Here is a 16,422-nt window from a genome sequence, read left to right as displayed (position 1 = left end):
TGCTTTACAATGACGATACCTGCCATACTACGGGCGTACGCTTGATCTGCTCTCCGAGCCAGTCCCGGGCGATCCGCTGGAACATCTCCGCATCTCCGCTGCAGAAAAATTGGTGGATTGGACTTTCATCTCCGCTCGCCAGCTTGCCTTTGTCATACAGAATTGTGCTGATTTCCCGCGCAGTTTCATCCGCTGAGCTGATCAGCTTGACCCCAGGCCCCATCACTTTCCCTATTGGCTCAACCAGGAAAGGATAATGGGTGCAGCCGAGGATCAAGGTATCTATCGGCTCATATTTGATGCCGTTCAAAGACTCCGCTACTGCGATGTGGCTCTCTTCTGTGCGGAACAGGCCTTGCTCAACATATGGAACAAGCGCCGGACAAGCCTGGCTGACAACCTGAACAAACGGGGAAAGCTGCTTGAGCGCAGTGGTATAAGCCCCGCTATTAATCGTGCCTATCGTGCCTATGACTCCCACCTGACCGGTTTTGGTGGCACTGATGGCCGCACGTGCTCCGGGATGAATCACACCAATGACAGGAATGGATACTTTGGCTGAAATATAATCGAGAGCGGCCGCTGTTGCTGTGTTGCAGGCAATAACGATCATTTTAGGATTAAATTGAATTAAATAGTCCACGATTTGTTCGGTGAACAATTTCACTTCCTCTGTCGAACGGGGTCCGTACGGTGCCCTTGCTGTATCTCCGAAATAAATGATTTTTTCCCGAGGGAGCTGCCTCATTACTTCCTTGACAACCGTGAGTCCCCCTACACCTGAGTCTAGTATCGCTATAGCTTGCTGCACGAACACACGCTTCCTTCTACTTGTTTTGTGTAGCTTATGTAAGGCCAAAACAAAATGTACCTGGATTTGAGCCCCAATTGCAGATAATACTCCATTTGCCGCAACAGTTCAAGCTTCGGGGCTCTTTCCTGCCAAGAGCCGCCTCCCGCCAGAATGCGAAAAGCGGCTCTCGCCGGAAAACCCTATAAGAGCAAATAGCTCTAGGAAAATAGCATCAGTAAGCCTACAGAATACCGCTGCCGCCTTTGTCATTCTGCGTGTCATCTTCCAAAACGGCTTCCACGTCGGCTGCAGTGCCGATTTCAGCATCCGCTTCAGCTTCAGCTACAATATCAGCTTCGGCCTCCGCCCCGGCTTCATCCAACTCCGCAGCTTCAGGAGCAGCAATTGCACTAACCGTTACCAGTTCTATTTCATCGGAGGAAGTGTAGTGCTTACCCCATTCTTTAACTTCGGTAACTACTGACCCCACCGCGTCTTTGGCTTTGCCATACAGCTCCGTGGTCTTCTCGCCAGTTGCGCTGGCAATTTCCTGCACTTTATCAACGGCAACCGAAGTACCTTCCGCAATATCCTTGCGCAGCTCTTTACCCGGCTTCGGGGCGAACAGCAATGCTGTCACCGAACCGACCACACTGCCAACCAGTGCGCCCCACAGCAGGCTTTTGGTATCCTTTTTCATCATTCATCTCTCCTTTGGATTCATTGAATCTCTGCCCGGCCACCCGGGCTATCGCCTAGTTCTGCTATATCATAAGCAATGGGAGCTTGACCTGTGACTGATTAAAGGCTCAATTCTGAAGTTTTGTCTTTCTTGCGGGGTGTAATGGCATACCGGCAGCATTGGCCGCCTTCCGCCATGCACTCCGTGCGCGTCACTTTAGCATCAAGTAGTTCCTCAAATAAATGCTGCTCGCATTGACATGCCTTGCGGTACTGGGAAGCCACCTGGCGGATGGGACAGTTATACTCGCGCATCGTATAAGAGCCGTCTTCTTCTTGACTCCATTCTGCCATATAACCCCCGGAATTCTGAATGGAGGACAGCTCGGCCACCCGTTCTTCCAGATTGCGGTGCTCCATCATCGGAGCATACTGGGCAAGCATCCGCTTCCGCCGGCCTTCAAACAGCACGTTGACGGCCTCCAGACCGCTGCCGTGATCCAGCTCTCGCAGCAGCTCCAGCGCCAGATTATGATAGCTTTTCGGAAAATGGTCTTCTGCACGCTCGGTCAGTGAATAGACATGCAGCGGGCGTCCCATGGCCTGACGAACGACCTTGGTTTTGACAAGGGACTCCTGCTCCAGCTGCAGCACATGACGGCGGACACCCATTTCAGTAATCTTCAGCTCCTCCGCGAGCGCGCCGATCGTCAGCGGCCCTTTCATCTTCAGGAGCGTCATTATCATGCGCCTTGTTGAACCGCTTTCCTGACCCTTCTTCACCATAATGGACCTCCTCTCTTACACGGCTGACGCCTTTTTCATTGTAAAAAAAATAGATTATTGCGAAGCTTCTGCACCCAGCTCCTGCTCCAAATAGCTGTGCACCTCTGCGGCGAACTGCTCCAGCGCCCCGGGAAGCTCAAGTGTGAGCGGATGCAGCAGGCTGCGCTCCCAGGCATAATATTCCTGCACGAGCGGCTTGCGTAGAGCGACAAGCTGTGTTAGCAGCCCATAAAGCCCGCTACCGCCAAAAACCTTCTCTTCATGGATAATGGAAATAATATCCTCATAGCTTCCGGCATCACGCATAATGAACCCGTCAATCAGACAACTCCCTACGTCGGTAACGACCTCTATCGCCAAATGCAGGCAGCGTTCCTGCACCAGGCCCATCAATGTGCTTCCATCCCATGAGGCCGCCGCCTGGCGGAGCCCGGTATTAATATCTGGAATCTGCCCCAGTATACTTTCAATTTGCTTCCGGTTGACATAATACACAACTGACCCTCCAAGAAAATAGCATTATTTTCCGCGTTTGCCGCGGCGTTTCAGCCAGAACAGCATTATGAAGCAGGCTGCCAGAAATATGGCCAGGTAGGTTAGTGCTTCCATCGGATATTCAAGCTCCCGCATATGCTTCACACCTTCCGGTTAAGATAGCGCTTGCCGCTCTTCCCTACTTCCGGCTCTAAATTTCGTAATCAACAGCAATCGAAAGCTCCTTGACCTCATTGATATGGGCAATGACTTCCTTATGCGCCGGGTGTACCTGATAGGCCTGCAGATCGTCCATTGAAGCTACCACCGTCACCAGAGCAATATCAAAAGAGCGCTCGGAATGAACGATGTCGGCACCAACCTCGATGGAGATGAGCTGCGGAATCTTGCCTTCCATGTTCCGGAGCACCGCCACTGTAGCCGCCACTTGCTCCGGGGAACGGTCCTTTAATTTGAAGAATACAATATGCTTGATCATCTATATCGCTCCCTGCTCCTGAATAATGTAAATTGATTACTAAAAATATATCATACCCGCACCACTTCTGAAAGAAACTTAAGCTTCGGGGAGGCTACATGCATTTCATCTGGACGAACGTATTATCAAAATGTTAAAGTCATATAAAGCCAAACCAGAACATTTACCACATTATCAATTCTGTAAATCGGAGGAATTATGCCTAAGAATCAGCAAGAGCCACACAAAATCCAGGCCTGGTCTCTGATCAACCGCAAATATCTTGGACAAGGCGTTCGGGTCAAAAGATTCCGCAAGCCGAAGAGAAGCCAGATCCGCAACCGCGTGCTGCTTGCCATCCTGATGGCCAAGGATATGAAGCTGTCACGGCTTGCGGAAGAGCTCTCCGTATCTTCACGCAGCGTAAGCGCTTGGGTGTACGAAGGCCGCATTCCTTCCAGAACCAATCTGGAGAAGGTATGCCGAATTCTTGGCTATCCGCCCCACATCTTGTTCAATGAGGCTCTCCTGCGGCAAAGTCCGATTGTATGCCAGCCGACGCCCTCACGTTTCATGAAAAGAACGAATGCGCATTCTCCGCATAGCAATGTTATTCTAACCGGGCTATGTATGGTCTACGATTTCTCTGTAACGGATGTCAGCATCTGGATAGGTGTCCATCCCGGAACCTTCCGCAAATGGCTGCACCAATGCCATCTGCCAACGCTCGCTTTGCAGGAAAAGGCGGAGAATTTCTTCCACATTCCGCGAAATATACTGTTCGCCGATTGTGAGCTGCGTTAACCAAAATCCTCAAGGTACATACGATATTCGCGTGTGCCCCACTTAAGGCCCTTCTCGCAATTGAGGAGGGCCTATTGAGGTGCTCCCGGCCTATCTCCCAATGACTATCTCTTGCGCGCGCGTATCTCTCTCAGTATGTATTTATGACTTCCTCCCTGCAAACTATGCAGAGTCTCCTCCCAAACCTCTGTCCCGATAATATCGGTTCCGGCAAAATGGGCCCTCAAATCAGCATCGTTGAAAAAGTGGGCGTATTTTCCTTCCTTATACTCATACGTCCCCTGCTCCAGTTGTCTTCCACAGCCGTTATTGGGGTCTTCATCCGAGAAGCTGGTGAAGTAGAGCAGGCCACCGGGGCGAAGCTGTTCAAGGCTTGCAGCGATCAGACTGCGCCGCTCTTCCGCAAGAAACAAGTGCAGCACATCATAACAATAGACGGCATCCACCTGGAAGTCTAATTGACGTTCCAATGCCGATCCTTCTGTGAACAGTGTCTTAGAGTCCCATTCTGTTGCCAGCTCCAGGGCTGCACCGCTTAGTTCTATGCCATAAGTCACAAAATCGGACGAGAACACCTTCGTATTCCTGCCGTACCCCGCACCCGGAACCAGGACGGACTGCACCCCCTGTTCAAGAAACCATTCCCGGGCCCGCAGGGCTGTAGGACTAGGCTGATCCCCCCAGATCATGCCTTCACGTGCAAATCTGTCGCTCCAATATTCGGACATAAGACTCATTCCTTTCTATAATAAACAGAATTACAGATTTACCTAAACGGCTTTAGTCGTGACTGCGGGGAATGTTTGGACTTCCGGCCGCTGTTATGTTTGGATTTCTCTGATTGGAACCGCTGATCGCGGTAGAAATCCAAACATAAAGGCGGACGCATTCGCTCCTCCAGTTCCAAACTTCCCCTCCGCCACTTATGCCTTTTATATAGTTCTTCAATTCAGCTTTTAGTTTCCCACGCTTCTAACCCTATACCAATACTTATAAATCTCCTTATAACCCAGCTTGTCATATAATGCGGAGGCTCCGCTGTTGGTCTGCACCACCTGTAGAAAGGACTGCGCCGCGCCCTGATCTTTGGCCCAGTGCAGCAGGGACAGCAGCATTTCCTCCGCCATTCCTTGCCGCCGGAACGCCGGAGCTGTGCATACATCATATAGACCGATGTGCCTGTGCTGAATGACGCCAAGCCCACAGGCGGCAGGAGTACCTTCCTTCAGCAAAAGGGCATACCCCATCTTCAAGCAGGACGAGGACAGCATTCTGCGCAGCGTGTCACGATTAGCAGCGGACAGCCCGGACATTCCGGCAAATGCCGCCAGCCAGTCCTCCGTCAGCTCCTCCCCGATCTGGACGCTATACTGCCCGGGGACAGGCGGGAGCTCCTGCAGATCCAGAAGCCTGACCGATGAAGGCTCCACTATACTGTAGCTCTGCTCTGCCAGTATTCCGTCGAGATTAGCGGGCTGGACAAACGGAGTGATTTTGAACACAGGCTTTAGCCCGGCAGCTTCATAGTACTGCTCTGCGAGCAGTATTTTGTGTTTTACATCTAGTGCGGTTTGCCCTTCAGGTCCGTATAGCGGACTGACTGAATTCGCCCGTTTGGTGTAGCCTGCAGCGAAGCGCAGAATCCAGCCCTCCAAAAGCACACTTTGCACAGCAGGCCAAGTGTTCAGTGTGAGCTCTTCAATCGACTTGTGCAATAACATCCATCTCCTTCTCAGCTTCGTTTATTGCGCATAGCAAGCGGGCGGCCGGACACTGGAACCACTCCTGTCTCGACAGGACAATCTTCGGCGACGCGGATGAACGTATCGGTGTAACTCATGATCAGGACCCTCCTTTAGCGCTTGAGCAATCTTGTCTACTATATTAGTTCACTCCGCAGGTTCAGGCAAAGACTAACCCCATAGCAAAAACGGCCAATCCCCTGCAGTTCAGAGAATCAGCCGTTTATTTTGTGCCGCTTGCGGGGCGGGTTTACCAGCTTGCTTTGGTGATGCCGGGTATTTGACCCTTGAGCGCCAGCTCGCGGAATACGATCCGTGAAACCTTGAATTTGCTTAAATAACCTCTTGGTCTGCCGGATACGGAGCATCTGTTTTTAAGACGGGTGGCCGAGGAATCGCGCGGGAGCTTCTGCAGAGCCAGATAATCCCCATTTGCCTTCAATTCGCGGCGTTTCTCTGCGTAAGCTGCAACCAGCTCCTGCCGCTTCAGTTCCTTGATGACCTTTGATTTTTTCGCCATGTTAAGTATTCACCTCTTTCGATATAGGATAAGCAACTGCTATTCGTTCAAAGCCGTTTTAAGTGCTTCCAGGTTCTGGCGCATAATGCCGATATAATCAAGATTGCTGCTGCGGTCCTTATCTGTCAGACCTTCAATTGGATTCAGAACCGCCGCTTTGGACCCAATTTCCTTGGCAATCGTGTCGGCAACACTCGAAGATACCAGGGTTTCGAAAAAGATCGTCTTCACCTCATGCTCCTTGGCGAATTTCACGATCTCTGCCATCTTGGCTGCAGAAGGCTCCTGCTCGGGAGAGAGTCCGGCAATCGGCACCTGAGTCAAGCCGTACTCCCGGGCCAGATAGCCGAAAGCCGCGTGTTGGGTAATGAAGTCCTTGCGCTTTGTATCCTTCAGCCCCTCCTTGAAATCCTGGTTGAGCTGCTCAAGCTCGGCTACATATGCATCACTGTTCTCCTTAAAAGCAGCGGCATGCCCGGGATCAGCGGCGGACAAAGCGGCTTCAATTGCGCGCACCTCCTTGATCGCAAGAGCAGGGTCAAGCCAGACATGCGGGTCCAGGCCGCCGTGGTCATGCCCCTCTTCGGCATGCCCGCCTTCCTTATGCTCATGCTCATGTTCATGATCTACTTCTTCCTCTTCCGCGCCTTCCATAATGTTCAGGCCCTTACTAGCTTCCACAGCAACCAGCTTGCTGCCGGAAGCGCTGTCCAGCACTTGCTGCGCCCAGCCTTCCATTCCGGCACCGTTGTAGATCAGCACATCAGCGGCGGAGATTTCAGCCATGTCCTGCGCTGTCGGCTCCCAATCATGCGGCTCGATTCCGGCCGGAATCAATGTCTCCACATCGGCCAGATCCCCGACGATTTTGGAGGTGAATTCATACATAGGATAAAAGCTTACCTTGATGTCCAATCTGTCTGCAGGTGGAGCGGAAGCTGGCTCATCTGTTGCGGCTGGGGCGCTGGGAGCGGCTCCCGTATTAGCCGCAGTATTGCTGTTATTGCCGCAGCCAGCGACTATAAGCATAGCGGTCAGGGACAGAGCGGCAAGGTGACGCATACGGAGTTGTATCATTATATTTTTTTGCTCCTTTATTCAAATGGATTTAATGCGGCGGCGGTAATTGAACGCAACCAGCTTCTGTACCGCAATGGCGATCAGCAGGAAAATCAGCAATATGAGGGCAATTGTGCCCCCGGGAGGCGTGTTGATGTAATAAGAAGCGGTCAGGCCGCTAAATACCCCGATGAGGCCAACACCGACCGAAATCACTATCGCAGCGGTAAAACCTGAGGCAATCCGCAGAGCGATTGAAGCCGGCAGCACAATAAGTGCGGAAACCAGCAGTACGCCTACAACAGGCATTGCCGCGGCAACAGTCATGCCGGTCAGCACAGCAAATGAAAAGGACAGCAGGCCTGTATGCACACCGCCGATGCGGGCCGTCTCTTCATCAAAGGTAAGGCTATAGAGCGGCCGGCGAAAAACAATGAAATAAATAAGACCGGCAGCAGCTACGGCAGCGATCAGCTTAAGCTGGGTATCGCTGACGGCGACGATGGAGCCGAAGAGGTAAGAGCTGAAGCTTTTGCTGAGATTCTGCTTCAGGCTCATCAGCACGACGGCAAGCGCCAGGCCGGAGGTCATAATAATCGCTACAGGAAGCTCGCTGTATGTACGATAGGAGCGCCGAAGCTGTTCGATCACAATCCCTCCGGTTACCGCTACGGCAAAACCACTGAGTGCCGGATTAAGCTGCAGTACCGAACCCAGCGCCACTCCAGCAAGCGACACATGGGACAGAGTATCGGCCATCAGCACCTGCCGCCGCAGCATCAGGTACACGCCGAGCAGCGGACCGATGATCCCAATCAGGCCTCCGGCCCAAAATGCGCGCTGCATGAATTCGTAACCAAGCATTTCCAGCCCTCCTGCTCTTCCCGTTCCAGACTAATCACCGTATCCAGATAGGGCTTTGTCTCATCGAGACCATGTGTAACCATGATCACCGTCCGCCCGTGCTCGCTGACATAATGGCGCATCAGCTTGTTGAACCCGGTGCGGCTCTGGGCATCCATGCCCGTTGCCGGCTCATCAAGCACCAGCACCTGCGGCTGCTGGGCCAGCGCCCGCGCGATGCAGATGCGCTGCTTCTGTCCGCCGGACAGCTCGCCGATCCTGCGGTTGCGGTATTCCCACATTTCCACTTGCCGCAGGCTCTGCTCCACTAGCTCTTCCTGCTCCTTCGTGAAACGTCCGAACCATCCCAGCCGCGAGTAGCAGCCGGAACGGACCAGCTCGATCACCTTGCTGGGAAAACCGGCATTGAACGAAGCCACCTGCTGCGGAACATAGCCGATGCCCAGCTTCCCGCCGCCAGTGATCTCCCGGTTCAGGGAGACCGTTCCGCTCCACGGCTTGAGCAGGCCCAGCAAAAGCTTGAGCAGTGTCGTTTTGGCCGCCCCGTTCGGACCGGTGATCCCAATGAACTGCCCGGCTTCAATATCCAGAGAAAGGCGGTCAATGACCGGCTCATTCCCGTACCCGAACACAACATCCCGCATGGATGACAAAATCACGGCCCCTTACTCCTGCGAAGCCGCCAGCAGCTCTTCCGTAGGCCACGGCAGCGGATTGTTGAAGGTATTATAGTCCTGCTTCATCTCTTCCTCTGTCAGCAGACATCTGTCCAGTCTGGCTTCAATATCCGCCCTGTTCATGCCAATTCCGATGAATACGACCTCATTCAGGCGGTCGCCCCACTGTTCATCCCATCTGGCCTTGACATCAGGCTCGTTCTCCAGAACTTTAAGCTGCTGCTCCCGCGGCAGCGTGGCGAGCCAATAGCCGGCGGGTCCGAACTGGATGGAAGGTCCCGCCTGGCTTATCGTTGCGGCCAGATCGCCCCTTGCCGCCAGCCAGACCAGCCCTTTGGCCCGGACAACCTCCTCCGGCCAATTGCTGAAGAAAAAGCTTAACCGCTGCGGATGGAACGGCGTTCTTCGGCGGTAGACGAACGAGCCGATGCCGAATTCCTCCGTCTCCGGCGTATGGTCCTCCTTGTTCAGCTCCGCAATCCAGCCGGAGGACATGCTTGTCTTCTCAAAATCGAACAGTCCGGTGTTCAGGATTTCCTTCGGATCAACCACACCCTTCACCGTGCGGATGATTTTCGCACCCGGCTGAAGTCTGCGCAGCACAGCCTCAAGCTTGTTCAATTCCTTTTCCTCCACCAGATCGCATTTATTCAGCAGCAGCACGTCACAGGTTTCGATCTGATCTATGAGCAGATCGACAATATCGCGGAAATCATTTTCACCGGCCACCGCATTACGGTCAAGCAGACTGTCGCCTGAAGCGAAATCATGCCAGAAGCGGTTGGCATCGACTACAGTCACCATAGTGTCAAGTCTGGCCAGCTCAGTGAGATCAATGTCCAGCTCGGGATTCGCGTAGGTAAATGTCTGCGCCACCGGAACAGGCTCGCTGATGCCGGAGGACTCAATCAGGATGTAATCGAAACGGCCCTCCATCGCCAGCTTGTTCACCTCACGCAGCAAATCATCGCGCAATGTGCAGCAAATGCAGCCGTTTGACATTTCCACAAGCTTTTCTTCTGTCCGGGAAAGTGTATTTCCAGATTTGACTAATCCGGCATCGACATTGACCTCGCTCATATCGTTGACAATCACCGCTACCTTCAGGCCGTCGCGGTTGTGCAGAATGTGATTAAGCAGTGTGGTTTTGCCGGAGCCCAGATAACCGCTGAGCACGGTGACAGGAATTTTATTCATGTGTTTGCTCCTTACGCTTTTGGAATTGTTGATTTGGCACTTCGGGCAAAGGGCTTAGCGGGTTTCACGGTGCAAGGTGACCCGCTTCAGTCGCGGACAATATTTATTCAGCTCAATCCGTCCGGGCTGGTTCTTCTTATTCTTGGTGGTGGTATAGTTGCGGTCACCGGTTTCCGTACAGGCGAGTGTAATGATTACTCTCACTATTGATCAGCTCCCTTTTGTTTAATCGTAATATTTACGATTTACACATTCTACATGTTATCTCTGCCCGTTGTCAACAGCACCACTCCAAAAAAATCTAAGGCTCTCTCAGATTTGTGGTCTTTCCGGCGCGGACATTACGTATAGATGGATTATGAAAATATGATTCTTGCAATTGCAAGATGGGAGTAGGAGTGAGGGAAATGAAGATTCCGGTAATTGTACTTGGCGGATTTCTGGGGAGCGGTAAAACAACCCTGCTGCTCACCCTGCTCAAGGAGAGCAAGGCACGGGGGCTGAATCCCGGCGTAGTGATGAATGAGTTGGGAAAAAGGGACGTGGACGGCTATATTCTTCAGGAGCATACCGGCACAAGTGTGGAAAAGCTGCTGGACGGCTGCGTCTGCTGCAGCCGCAAGGAGGAGCTGCCGAGGAGCCTTAACGCGCTGCTTGCACGGCAGCCGGATATCATCTATATCGAGCTTACCGGCGTTGCCGATCCCGAAGAAATCGCCAAAACACTGCAGGAGCCCGCACTCAGCGGGCGGCTGGCCCTGCATTATTCCATAACGCTGCTGGACGCGGAGAACGCGCTGGAATACAGCAGCCGCTTCTCTGCCGACAGACAGCTCGTGCGGACACTGCGCAAGCAGCTTGCCAGCGCCGATCTGATTATTGTCAACAAAAGCGATCTCGTCGAGCAGGATACCTTATGGCGGATCGAAAAAATGATCAGCAAGCATAACACGGAGGCCGAGATTGTATTTACACACTACAGCGAGATCAATCTCGCCCCGCTGCTGGCAGGTGTTGTTCCCCGTCAGCCCCGCGCAGCAGCCGTGCAGCGCGGAAACCGGGCCATAAGCGGCACACCGCTGAAGCGAATGGGCGGCAGCTATGCGCAGAGTGCAACTGCCGTGCAGGAACCGGAATTAAGACAGCAGGCCTCTTATTCGCAGGTATCGGCTGTGACGTTGACCTTCCCGCAAGAGGGGGAGGGCGGAATCGGCCGGGAAGAGCTGGAGGATTTTTTTCACGGATGGGGAGACAGTCTGCTAAGGGCCAAAGGGCATGTGCGGTTAGCGGGACAGGAGACGGTCCAGCTTGTGCAATACGCCGGAAGCCACTGTACATGGGATGCGTCACGGTATCCGGGCCAGCCTTATGTGGTGTTCATCGGACTGAATCTGGATGAGAAGCTGCTGGCAGACCGCTGGTCGGCCCTGTTCAGCTAACAGTACGCGCTGCTGCGGGAAGGAGCTACCCAAGCCTTGACAACCTTTAATCCGATCAAAATACTGCCGCTGCTCTTCCCCGCAGCTTTTCTGATTACCATCGGCATCCTCTGGCTCCCGGATCACCCGCAACTTCTGGACAACTCGTATACCGACACATTCAAGACAGCCTTCATCGGAATTTTGCTGGAGGCTTTGCCTTTTGTGCTTCTGGGTGCGCTGCTCTCCTCACTGCTCCAAGTGTTTGTGCCGGATGAGCTGATCTCCCGCTGGATTCCGCGCCGGCCCATCCCGGCGATTCTGTTCGGCTGCCTGCTCGGCATCCTCTTCCCCGTATGTGAATGCGGGATGATTCCGCTGGTCCGCCGGCTGATGCGCAAGGGAATGCCGCTGCACGTAGCGGTCGTCTTCATTTTATCCGGTCCGATCCTGAACCCAGTCGTCTATGGAGCGACGATGACGGCATTTCGCGCCCATCCCGAGTTAGCATATGCACGAATGGGACTGGCCTTCGCGGTTGCGGCGCTTATCGGTCTTGTAATCTGGGCCACCGTCCGCAAATCGCCGCTGAGACTGTCCATTGAACGTGAAAGCGGAGAACCTCATGCCCGCAGCACCCGCGGCGGCAGGCTGGTTGCCGTCTTCGTGCATACGTCGGACGAGTTTTTTGAAATGGGCAAATATCTGATCATCGGCTGTCTGCTCACCTCCGGTATCCAGACCTTTATGGATCAAGGCAGTCTGGCCGCCATCGGCGGAAAACCGCTTGGCTCCTACCTGTTCATGATGGGACTCGCCTTTGTGCTCTCGCTATGCTCCACCTCGGATGCCTTTGTCGCCTCCACCTTCTTGCATACCTTCCCTTCAGGGTCGCTGCTGGCCTTCGTGGTGCTCGGACCGATGCTCGATTTCAAAAATTCGCTGATGCTGCTCTCGCTGTTCAAGACGAAATTTGCGCTTTATTTGTTTTTCCTGATCTTCTCGGCTGTATTTATCGGGTCAGTCCTGGCCTCATTCTGGTTATGACGCTGACCTGTTCATGAACTTTCAGGAGGTTCCCGCATGAATGACTCCCGGAGCATCCGGCTGCACTATGCTTGCAGGGCGCTCCTTCTGCTGCTCTTCGCGCTCTATATCGGGCATCTGGTTGAGCAGGACGCCTTGCATTATTATGTCGCCCCCAAGCTGGCGCGCTGGATCAGGCTCTGCCCGATTCCGCTTACGCTGATGGCGCTAAGTCTCGGCATTCAGGCTGTATTCGGCAAGAGCAGTCTGCTCTGCGACTGCGAGCACCGCCTCCCCCGTTCCGGGCTGGGCAGTACAGTGCTGTACGGCCTATTTCTGTTCCCGCTGCTGCTCGGCTTCCTGCTTCCTGACCGCGCCCTCGGCAGCGCAGCGGCAGCCAGAAAAGGCATCGCTTTGTCCTATAGCCATCCAGAGCAGGCTGTCCGTGCGGCATTCGCCGCCGAAAGTCCCTATCAGGCAGAGTTCGCGGAGCTGGCAGGCAAGCTCTATGCCCAGCCCGTTATTACCGTGTACCCGGAGATTTTCTCCGAGACCTTAGGGGCTATTGACCTGTATAAAAAACAATTCGAGGGCAAAAGCATTGCCGTCTCGGGCTTTTTGTACCAGGAATCCGGCGCGGATATGAAGAATGCTTATGCGGTGGGCCGTTTTCTGGTGCAGTGCTGCACGGCTGATGCTGCGCCTTTTGGAATCCTGCTTGACCCGCACACGCAAATAAGCCTGCCCGCCGATACCTGGATTGAGGTTCGGGGCAAGCTTCATGCCGCACCATACAAGGGCAAGGAAATCATGCAAATTACTGCCGAGTCGATCACGCCCATTCCACAGCCATCCACGCCCTACATTTACACCAATGCTGACGCTACAGCCGCCTGGGAGGCAATCCATCAAGAAAAGCTCCAGGCTAAATAACCGCATCCAGCTCGTCATCACCGCCCGATGGGAGCGGGTTGAAGACCTCTACCATCAGCCGGGCCGGAACACAAATAATCTGCTGTTTTGGCCTGGAGATGAACCCCATATTAAGCGCAATCGGGAGCGGCGCATCCGAATAAGTCATTTGAATCCCGTAGTCGTACACCTTCAGGATGTTGTGTCCAAACTTTGTTTTAACATGAATCGTTTGCTCTTCCTTGGTCAAGTTTACGGTCTTGAACTCTTTGCCGTTTACCGTAATGACCGCTTTCAAATTCCCCTGTACGTATTGCTCATCGTGGTTGTTATACCATTTGACCCCATAGATCGAGCCCGCCACAAGCAATACCAGCAGGATAAGAATAAAGTCTCCTCGTTTCATTTTTTCCAATGTTGACTCCTTCTCGCTGGCTAGAATAAAAAAATTATCAAATCGGTTTCGACCGTGACTGCGGGGAATGTTTGGACTTCCAGCCGCTGCTGTTCACCTGGCATTACGCATCGGATTTCTGCTCTCGCATGGCACCTTGGTCTGGCACAATCCGCAGCCGGCTCCCGATTTAGCCTCTCCGCCGCTCTCAACCGCCCAGTCCCTTGAGCCTTGGCCGTACACAAATTTCATGCAGGTAATTTTGTCATGACCGTCTTTGCTGATGGCCTGCACCGGGCAGCGTGTGATACAAACTCCGCAGTTCCCTTTGCTGCACAATAGGCAGTTCCCCGTATGGCTTGCTGCGGTTCTGGGATCAGGCTCAAGCTGTACGTCTGTTACTGCTGATAATAAGCGGATGGCAATTCCCTTCTCAGTAATGAACCCGTCGTTGATGCTGAACGTACCCAGCCCAGCCGCATAAGCGATATGCCGTTCCGACCAATTAGAGACCGGGCCTGTTGCAGTGCCGGTAATGCTGTACCAGTCCGTATTCAACGGGGCAACCGCAAGGTGGCCCAGACTTTCCAGATATTCCGTCAGATGGACACGGGCTGCCTGCAAAAAATACTCATCCCCAAACGTACGAAGCAGCGCCCACTCTCTAGAAGCTCTGTCCTTCTGCTGGCGGTTAGCCTTGCGGATGGCTTCATGAATCGGCAGCACGACACTAATCACCGAACCCCCATTGTAGCTTCCAGGGCCATATGAACGCTCTATAACCTCCTTTGGCGTTGCATGGTCAGGACCAATGATACTTTTATATTCCCAGAATAACGGATCATCTGCTGACGCGAATTGAACGATGGGTTCATCATAATAAGGTCCCTGAAGCGCCTCAGACCAATTCACCGGACTTTCCTTCACGAAAGACTTCATCGCTGCAATAATTAGCTGCTTCAGTTCATCAGCCGTTCTTCCATTAACTTTAGCGTGGTTCAAATTCAAGATCTTCTCCTCCTTAGAGTTGTTTTTGTGTGCAGATTTTCCGAGTATATACACGATTAAGCTGTAAAGAACTGCAGGTGCGCTTTCTGTTGCAAACGGACTGATGAACCACGCAGTTATGTTCAAGACATCAGTTGTTCTACTTTGGATAACAGCGCAGTCAGTGCCGCGAGGTCTTCCTCACCTAGTGCCTCCTGTAAAAAACTCTGTGCTTGTTCCCAATCGCATCCGGCAGTCATGTATTTCGCTGTACCGCTCTCCGTCAGAATTAACAGGCGGTTCCGGCTTCCTTGTTGAGAAATATCCTTCACGTAGCCAATCTGCTCCAGCGCCTTCAGATTGCGGACAACAGTTGTCCGGTCCAGTCGCATCTCTAGAGCCAGATCGCTAACACTTGCCGGTCCAAGCGAATAAATATGCTTCAATAATGAGAATTGGCTGATATTCAGACCACTGGCTGCAAGATATCTGTCGTATAATCCCGTAACCGCTGTTGATGCTCTGCGCAGATTAATACAGCTGCAGACAGAAGCCAAGCGGATTTTGGGCGAAGACTGGGCTTTGGTAGTTGTCATAGATTGTTCTCCTCCGGTTATATCGTGTATGTACACTATTTCAAACTTGATCCGATTTGTCAGAGCTATTTATCACAGGCGCTTGTGTCATGAATGAAGTTCCATTTAAAGTGTTTGACTCAAAAAATAAGGAAAATCCCTTAAGCCATTCCATTCATGGCCGGTATCAAGTAAGGTTCAGCGCTTACACCCGAGTGTTATAATCCCCATGGTTTATTCTGGAATGTGACAAAAATCCTCCCTGATTACTCAAGGAGGACTGGGCCTGCTGCGGTATATTCGTACTCAAGTTCATTCTATATTGGACAGTTCTTGGGTATACCACGCGTCACAGGCATAATGCTCTGAACCCGCAAGCGGAGCATCCAGCAGCTGAAATCCGTGTTTAACATAGAACCGGCCGGCGGCCTGCATGGTCTGCAGCGTCTCCAGATAACACTGGCTGTAATGCTGCGCGGCGAATTGCAAGGCCGTCTGCAACAGCTCAGCAGCAACACCCCGCCCGCGGATGCCTGAGGACAGGTACATTTTCTGCAATTCACAGATCCCGTCCGATTCGGCAAAAGGTGCAATTCCGCAGCCGCCCAGCACTTCCCCGTCTTCTTCAACAATCCAGTAAGCCCGGTTCTCTGCACTATTATAATAATGATACAGGTCATGCATGCTGTCATCGGCCCAGGCCAACCCTTCCCGGTTGCCGCCGAATTCGATCAGGCATTCTCTGATAATCTGCTCAATCGCCGCATTGTCTCTGCGCTCTATGTATCTAATCTTCAACTTGCTCAGCCTCCCAGCCATTCTATGTCATTAGCATGCCGCTCCTGATGTACTCTATCATAACCACCGGGTTCTCATCCGATCAACATTAATGGCATTTCAGCCGTTCATTCAGGCTTGCCGAATAGGTTGTAATTGCAGCTATAATCCTAAAAGCTTATACTTTTATATAGTTTGAATTTATAATTTTTAGAGAAAAGGATCTGTCCCCACAGCGGTGAATATTTGGACTTCCGG

21 protein-coding genes are annotated in these 16,422 nt (G+C 52.7%); 4 read left to right on the top strand and 17 right to left on the bottom strand.

What is annotated here, in order from left to right; genetic code table 11:
- Nucleotides 1-4: 4 nt before the first annotated feature.
- The 5 genes from racE to ACX1DY_RS05275 form a co-directional block, all read right to left on the bottom strand.
- Nucleotides 5-811, bottom strand: a complete 807-nt coding sequence (racE, locus tag ACX1DY_RS05295) for a glutamate racemase (RefSeq protein WP_458963149.1) — start codon at nt 809-811, stop codon at nt 5-7.
- A gap of 223 nt (nt 812-1,034) precedes the next feature.
- Nucleotides 1,035-1,496, bottom strand: a complete 462-nt coding sequence (locus tag ACX1DY_RS05290; protein ID WP_458963148.1) for a YtxH domain-containing protein — start codon at nt 1,494-1,496, stop codon at nt 1,035-1,037.
- Between the two features lie 98 nt (nt 1,497-1,594).
- Nucleotides 1,595-2,260: a helix-turn-helix transcriptional regulator gene (locus ACX1DY_RS05285; RefSeq protein WP_458963147.1), complete on the bottom strand. Its 666-nt coding sequence runs from the start codon at nt 2,258-2,260 to the stop codon at nt 1,595-1,597.
- A 54-nt stretch (nt 2,261-2,314) separates the two neighbouring features.
- Nucleotides 2,315-2,755: a DUF86 domain-containing protein gene (locus ACX1DY_RS05280; protein WP_458963146.1), complete on the bottom strand. Its 441-nt coding sequence runs from the start codon at nt 2,753-2,755 to the stop codon at nt 2,315-2,317.
- A gap of 190 nt (nt 2,756-2,945) precedes the next feature.
- Nucleotides 2,946-3,233: a Dabb family protein gene (locus ACX1DY_RS05275; protein ID WP_458963145.1), complete on the bottom strand. Its 288-nt coding sequence runs from the start codon at nt 3,231-3,233 to the stop codon at nt 2,946-2,948.
- 198 nt (nt 3,234-3,431) lie between these two features.
- On the opposite strand from ACX1DY_RS05275, the gene ACX1DY_RS05270 reads away from it, so the two are divergent.
- Nucleotides 3,432-4,016, top strand: a complete 585-nt coding sequence (locus ACX1DY_RS05270; RefSeq protein WP_458963144.1) for a helix-turn-helix domain-containing protein — start codon at nt 3,432-3,434, stop codon at nt 4,014-4,016.
- 104 nt (nt 4,017-4,120) lie between these two features.
- Here ACX1DY_RS05270 and ACX1DY_RS05265 read toward each other — a convergent pair whose 3' ends face one another.
- The 8 genes from ACX1DY_RS05265 to rpmG form a co-directional block, all read right to left on the bottom strand.
- Nucleotides 4,121-4,744 (bottom strand): class I SAM-dependent methyltransferase, encoded by a 624-nt coding sequence (locus tag ACX1DY_RS05265; RefSeq protein ID WP_458963143.1) that lies wholly within the window; start codon nt 4,742-4,744, stop codon nt 4,121-4,123.
- 228 nt (nt 4,745-4,972) lie between these two features.
- Nucleotides 4,973-5,731 carry a GNAT family N-acetyltransferase gene (locus tag ACX1DY_RS05260; protein ID WP_458963142.1) on the bottom strand — a complete coding sequence of 253 codons (759 nt, stop codon included), beginning with the start codon at nt 5,729-5,731 and terminating at the stop codon, nt 4,973-4,975.
- 277 nt (nt 5,732-6,008) lie between these two features.
- On the bottom strand, nt 6,009-6,278 hold the full coding sequence (gene rpsN / locus ACX1DY_RS05255) for a 30S ribosomal protein S14 (protein ID WP_458963141.1): 270 nt from the start codon (nt 6,276-6,278) through the stop codon (nt 6,009-6,011).
- Nucleotides 6,279-6,317: 39 nt separating this feature from the next.
- Complete coding sequence (locus ACX1DY_RS05250; protein WP_458963140.1) at nt 6,318-7,355, bottom strand: metal ABC transporter substrate-binding protein; 1,038 nt, start codon at nt 7,353-7,355, stop codon at nt 6,318-6,320.
- Between the two features lie 21 nt (nt 7,356-7,376).
- Entirely contained in the window at nt 7,377-8,207 is an 831-nt protein-coding gene (locus tag ACX1DY_RS05245) for a metal ABC transporter permease (protein WP_458963426.1), read from the bottom strand.
- Nucleotides 8,153-8,860 (bottom strand): metal ABC transporter ATP-binding protein, encoded by a 708-nt coding sequence (locus ACX1DY_RS05240; RefSeq protein ID WP_458963139.1) that lies wholly within the window; start codon nt 8,858-8,860, stop codon nt 8,153-8,155. Before ACX1DY_RS05240 ends, ACX1DY_RS05245 begins: the two co-directional genes overlap by 55 nt.
- A 6-nt stretch (nt 8,861-8,866) precedes the next feature.
- Entirely contained in the window at nt 8,867-10,075 is a 1,209-nt protein-coding gene (locus tag ACX1DY_RS05235) for a GTP-binding protein (protein WP_458963138.1), read from the bottom strand.
- A gap of 54 nt (nt 10,076-10,129) precedes the next feature.
- The gene (rpmG, locus tag ACX1DY_RS05230; RefSeq protein ID WP_458963137.1) at nt 10,130-10,279 is read right to left on the bottom strand and encodes a 50S ribosomal protein L33; all 150 of its coding nucleotides are present in this window, start codon (nt 10,277-10,279) and stop codon (nt 10,130-10,132) included.
- 203 nt (nt 10,280-10,482) lie between these two features.
- Here rpmG and ACX1DY_RS05225 point away from each other — a divergent pair, with 203 nt between their 5' ends.
- From ACX1DY_RS05225 to ACX1DY_RS05215, 3 genes are read left to right on the top strand one after another with little or no spacing between them, the layout of a single operon-like run.
- A complete protein-coding gene (locus ACX1DY_RS05225; protein ID WP_458963136.1) occupies nt 10,483-11,514 on the top strand; it encodes a CobW family GTP-binding protein in 1,032 nt (343 codons plus the stop codon).
- A gap of 36 nt (nt 11,515-11,550) precedes the next feature.
- Nucleotides 11,551-12,540: a permease gene (locus ACX1DY_RS05220; protein WP_458963135.1), complete on the top strand. Its 990-nt coding sequence runs from the start codon at nt 11,551-11,553 to the stop codon at nt 12,538-12,540.
- Between the two features lie 36 nt (nt 12,541-12,576).
- A complete protein-coding gene (locus tag ACX1DY_RS05215; protein WP_458963134.1) occupies nt 12,577-13,452 on the top strand; it encodes a TIGR03943 family putative permease subunit in 876 nt (291 codons plus the stop codon).
- Here the strand turns inward: ACX1DY_RS05215 and ACX1DY_RS05210 are convergent.
- The 4 genes from ACX1DY_RS05210 to ACX1DY_RS05195 form a co-directional block, all read right to left on the bottom strand.
- Nucleotides 13,445-13,837: a NusG domain II-containing protein gene (locus ACX1DY_RS05210; protein ID WP_458963425.1), complete on the bottom strand. Its 393-nt coding sequence runs from the start codon at nt 13,835-13,837 to the stop codon at nt 13,445-13,447. The two genes, ACX1DY_RS05215 and ACX1DY_RS05210, sit on opposite strands and share 8 nt — an antisense overlap.
- Nucleotides 13,838-13,939: 102 nt before the next feature.
- Nucleotides 13,940-14,833 (bottom strand): (Fe-S)-binding protein, encoded by an 894-nt coding sequence (locus tag ACX1DY_RS05205; protein WP_458963133.1) that lies wholly within the window; start codon nt 14,831-14,833, stop codon nt 13,940-13,942.
- Between the two features lie 122 nt (nt 14,834-14,955).
- Nucleotides 14,956-15,408 (bottom strand): MarR family winged helix-turn-helix transcriptional regulator, encoded by a 453-nt coding sequence (locus ACX1DY_RS05200; protein WP_458963132.1) that lies wholly within the window; start codon nt 15,406-15,408, stop codon nt 14,956-14,958.
- A gap of 291 nt (nt 15,409-15,699) precedes the next feature.
- Nucleotides 15,700-16,185 (bottom strand): GNAT family N-acetyltransferase, encoded by a 486-nt coding sequence (locus tag ACX1DY_RS05195; protein WP_458963131.1) that lies wholly within the window; start codon nt 16,183-16,185, stop codon nt 15,700-15,702.
- Nucleotides 16,186-16,422 lie beyond the last annotated feature (237 nt).

This window comes from Paenibacillus sp. BAC0078, from assembly GCF_054483875.1.
This window is presented reverse-complemented; position numbering and strand designations above follow the sequence as displayed.